This window comes from Nitrosomonas sp. (genome assembly GCF_043753625.1).
Lineage (GTDB): Bacteria > Pseudomonadota > Gammaproteobacteria > Burkholderiales > Nitrosomonadaceae > Nitrosomonas.
On the sequence record NZ_JAYUWI010000080.1, the window covers coordinates 1 to 4,361 of the forward strand.

Below are 4,361 nucleotides of genomic sequence, written 5' to 3' on the forward strand. Positions count from 1 at the left end.
AAAGCTTGATTGCATCGCTCTATTCCATATCTATCAATAAAATGAATTTATCAAACCTTTATGACCAAAGTCGATGTGATCGAATAAATCAGTGTTTCCCTAAGTCATCATTCATTTTCCGGAATCAACCGTCTGGCAGGGAACCATATAGTGAACCGGCTGCCCTTGCCGACTTGGCTGGTAATCTCCAAACGCGCCTGATGCCGGCTTAAGACATGTTTGACAATGGCAAGCCCGAGGCCTGTTCCACCAGTTTCTCGTGAGCGGCTGCTATCAACACGATAAAAACGTTCCGTTAACCGCGGAATATGTTCCGGTTCGATACCGATTCCGCTGTCCTGCACAAAGAATAGTCCCTGCCCGTCGCGTTTCTCCCAGTTAATACTGACTTCTCCGTTATCGGGAGTATAACGAATCGCATTGCTGATTAGATTCCCAAAAGCACTACGTAATTCTTCTTCACTCCCCAGTAACTGATCTTGCGTCGCGATATGTAATTTGATTACATGGCGCCCGGCACTGAGGGATTCTGCATCCTGCAGAATCCCTCGCAGCAGACTGGTCACGTCCACGAATCTTTCATTCACACTACCTTGTTCATTTTCAAGACGCGACAAAATCAGCAAATCTTCAATCAATCGCTGCATGCGCGCGGCTTGTTCTGACATTAATCCCAGTGCGCGTTTATTAAAACCGGTATTGACATTCTCATCCGCTGATAAAGTTTCAAGAAAACCGCCAATGACTGTAAGTGGCGTGCGCAATTCATGAGAAACATTGGCAATGAAGTCGCGCCGCATGGTTTCAATTTTTTCAAATCGCGTAATGTCACGACTGATTATAAGCTTCTGATTATAACCATAAGGTACTAACTGAAGCGAAACAATGATTCCTTGTTGGCGCGTTTGATTGAGTATCAGCGGATTACTGTATTTACGCTTTGTCAGATATTCAACAAAAGGTATCTGTCTGACCAGATAGGTGATTTGCTGGCCTGCATCCAATGACAGGTTAATGCCTAAATGCTGCTCCGCAATTGGGTTACACCATTCAATCCGATCAGATTTATCCAGAATTACAATTCCATCAGGCATCGCAGAAGTAACGCTACGCATCCGCTCCAATGCAAGGTTCAATAATTCCTGACTTTGACTATGCTGACGCACATAACGCGCTAAATGTGCAAATACATCATCCCATGCTCCAGAACCAGCCGGAATGCTCGTTGAAGAATGATCAGAAAGCTGTAACCAACGCTCTAGTGCGACAAGATGACGAATATGATGAAACACTATCCACAATAGCGCAACACTGAGAAATATTAATGCTTTAACAGCACCCAGAATCATCCACAGCACTGCGGCAATAAAGATAATAAACATGATATTGAAGGAGCGTTGCCAAATATCAGACACTTAAATAATCCTGAAAAAAAATAACAACACGGAAGATGTATTGTTTGGGATAGTTTTGAGAATTTTTAGACTCGATATCCAGACAGCAAATACAATCTAAAACACGAGTAGAATCAATCAACTTCATAAGCGATGTCACAATGCGAAATGTTGCAATTTATTTTATTAGATTTGTGTATTCGAATCTTTAGCTTGTAGCGCTGCTACCGCAGAAAATCGGTACCCTGCGCCCCTGACAGTTTGTATCCTGTCATCTCTACCTGCCAATTGTAACGCCTTACGCAACCGGCGAATATGTACATCCACGGTACGTTCTTCTACAAATACATGATCACCCCATACTCGATCCAATAATTGACTGCGTGAATATACCCGTTCGGCATGCGTCATCATAAAATGCAATAGTCGATATTCAGTAGGCCCTAACTCAATTTCTTTATTTCCGGCGGTCACCCGATGATTGACCGGATCTAGCCGCAACTCATCAATTTCAACCACTTCGTCTGAAGCTTCCGGAACCAACCTGCGTAGCGCAGCTTTAATACGAGCGACCAGCTCTCGAGGCGAGAAAGGCTTAGTAATGTAATCGTCCGCGCCAATTTCCAGCCCTGCAACCTTATCCGTTTCCTAAGTGCGTGCAGTTAACATGATAATGGGAACTAAGCGGGTGCGTTCGCCACGCCGCAGAATTCGCGCAAATCCAATACCATTCATACCGGGCAACATCCAGTCCAGTAAAATAAGGTCCGGCAATGCATTATTAATAATCGACATTGCTTTCTCGGCATTCTCAGCACTAACAGTCTCATAACCAGCTTGTTGTAGATTATAAATAATCAATTCCTGTATAGCAGCCTCATCTTCTACGATCAGTATTTTTGCGGCCATGAGTAAATTCCTGTATCAATCAAATTTTTTCTGTACAGTTTTGTTACAATGGATCTAACTATTACGTTTAAACAATTCGCGCTGACTAACATAACATGGCTGGTTTATCCAAAGAAACGCCTCATCCCACAGAAATCAAGTTACATCAAAAATCCAGAATCTTGGATATTACTTTCTCTGATGGAAAAGCATTCCAATTTTCATGTGAATTTTTGCGCGTCCATTCACCTTCCGCCGAAGTGAGCGGTCATGGCCCAGGACAGGAAGTGTTGCAAACCGGCAAGAAAATGGTCAATATCCGAAAAATTGAACCTGTTGGTAATTATGCCATACAACTCAATTTTACCGATGGCCATAACACCGGGCTCTATTCATGGGATTTGCTCTATAACTATGGTCTCAATCAGGATAAAATATGGCAATGGTATCTGCAGCGCATGGAAGAAGCCGGTGCCAGTCGTGAATCCGATATCAGAACGCAGGTAACGAGTCACTCCTGCAAGTAATTGTGGCATTTAGATTGATTAATTTTCAATCGAAATAAGCTTATCGACAACTCTCTAAAAGCCAATTCAAACATAAACTCAATCACTATCATGACTAAAACTACTCATTTTGGCTTTAATACCGTTGCTGAAGATGAAAAAGCTGGAAAAGTTGCAGAAGTCTTTCACTCAGTAGCAGAACGCTACAACCTGATGAACGATTTGATGTCTGTTGGTCTGCATCGTCTATGGAAACGCTTTGCCATTGAAACCAGTGGCATCAGAAAGGGTGATAAGGTATTAGATATCGCAGGTGGTACTGGAGATTTGAGCGCACTTTTCCTACAAAAAGTAGGAAAATCTGGTGAAGTCTGGCTGACGGACATCAATAATTCCATGCTTTCGATCGGCCGCGATCGCCTGATTGATGAAGGCACACCAACTCCGGTCGCGCAGTGTGATGCTGAAAAATTACCTTTTCTCGATAATTATTTTAACTGTGTCAGCGTCGCATTTGGCCTCAGGAATATGACGCATAAAGACATGGCATTGAAAGAAATGCTGCGTGTCATCAAACCGGGTGGAACTGTCATCGTGCTGGAATTTTCCAAGATCTGGAAACCATTGCAACCCGCCTATGACACTTACTCATTCAAGTTACTACCCACCATGGGAAAGGTGATTGCCGATGATGCGGAAAGCTATCAATATCTAGCCGAATCTATCCGCATGCACCCCTCCCAAGAGGAATTGAAGGAGCTAATGGAACAAGTCGGTTTTGAACGGGTGGAATACTTTAACTTGACAGTGGGTATTGTGGCGCTGCACCGAGGATATAAGTTTTGACTATTGCTAAGGCTCTAGGCTAGCAGATACAATCTGCTAGCCTATTAAGATGTTAAGAAACAGAAAATTAAGTAATTATTTCGCCAGAAAGATAATTCAGTGCTTTTTCATTGATATTCCTGCCTGTAAGACAGCTCTGCTGTTAGGTAAAAATCGGAACACAATTAATCGTTGGTATGGCTAGTAATTTACCGTCACCAGATTGCTCTTAAAGACAAACTGTTAGGTAGAGTAGAAGTTGATGAAAGCTATTTTGGTGCGAAACGCCATCGTGGTTATCATGGCAAGCTTAAACGCGGACGTGGCACATTAAAACAACCTGTATTTGGTGTGTTTGAGCGAGATGGCTGCCACAAAAGATACCTTGTTCTCGGGAACCCCGGCCTGCTTTACCGCCAGCCAATTCTCCGCCAAGGTAAGCATCATCCGCTTGGACATTACCACACAGCGTGTACTTGGCATCCCGTTCGACCATCGCCTGCATCAGCTTCTGCTGAATCAGCCAAGCCGTGGGATAGCTCGCGCCCAACTGCCGCTTAAGGTCGAGTGCCGACAAGCCGGTCTTGGCTTGGCTTGGCTTGGCTGATCAGATAAATTGCTAAGAACCAAATGCTTAGTGCCAAGTGGGTGCTTTGGAACAAGGTGCCTGCGATCAGAGATGTCTGCAACCGGCAGCACCTGCATTGGAAGGTCTTGTGTTTTCCTACCTTAAGCAAGTAGTAATTCG

At 43.8% G+C, this 4,361-nt stretch carries 3 protein-coding genes and 3 pseudogenes; 3 read left to right on the plus strand and 3 right to left on the minus strand.

The annotated features are described in order from the left end of the window. Nucleotides 1–107: 107 nt before the first annotated feature. Both phoR and phoB read right to left on the minus strand, forming a co-directional pair. Nucleotides 108–1,415: a phosphate regulon sensor histidine kinase PhoR gene (phoR, locus tag ACH10T_RS07910; protein ID WP_394808765.1), complete on the minus strand. Its 1,308-nt coding sequence runs from the start codon at nt 1,413–1,415 to the stop codon at nt 108–110. Between the two features lie 165 nt (nt 1,416–1,580). Then, a pseudogene (gene phoB / locus ACH10T_RS07915) lies at nt 1,581–2,303 on the minus strand (phosphate regulon transcriptional regulator PhoB). A 95-nt stretch (nt 2,304–2,398) separates the two neighbouring features. On the opposite strand from phoB, the gene ACH10T_RS07920 reads away from it, so the two are divergent. From ACH10T_RS07920 to ACH10T_RS07930, 3 genes and pseudogenes are all read left to right on the plus strand, one after another. Further along, complete coding sequence (locus ACH10T_RS07920) at nt 2,399–2,809, plus strand: gamma-butyrobetaine hydroxylase-like domain-containing protein (protein WP_394808766.1); 411 nt, start codon at nt 2,399–2,401, stop codon at nt 2,807–2,809. A 90-nt stretch (nt 2,810–2,899) separates the two neighbouring features. Further along, nucleotides 2,900–3,634: a bifunctional demethylmenaquinone methyltransferase/2-methoxy-6-polyprenyl-1,4-benzoquinol methylase UbiE gene (gene ubiE, locus ACH10T_RS07925; protein ID WP_394808767.1), complete on the plus strand. Its 735-nt coding sequence runs from the start codon at nt 2,900–2,902 to the stop codon at nt 3,632–3,634. 49 nt (nt 3,635–3,683) lie between these two features. Continuing rightward, a pseudogene (locus ACH10T_RS07930) lies at nt 3,684–3,982 on the plus strand (IS1595 family transposase); the annotation flags it as partial. Here the strand turns inward: ACH10T_RS07930 and ACH10T_RS07935 are convergent. Continuing rightward, a pseudogene (locus ACH10T_RS07935) lies at nt 3,971–4,361 on the minus strand (IS1595 family transposase); the annotation flags it as partial. The pseudogenes ACH10T_RS07930 and ACH10T_RS07935 overlap by 12 nt on opposite strands.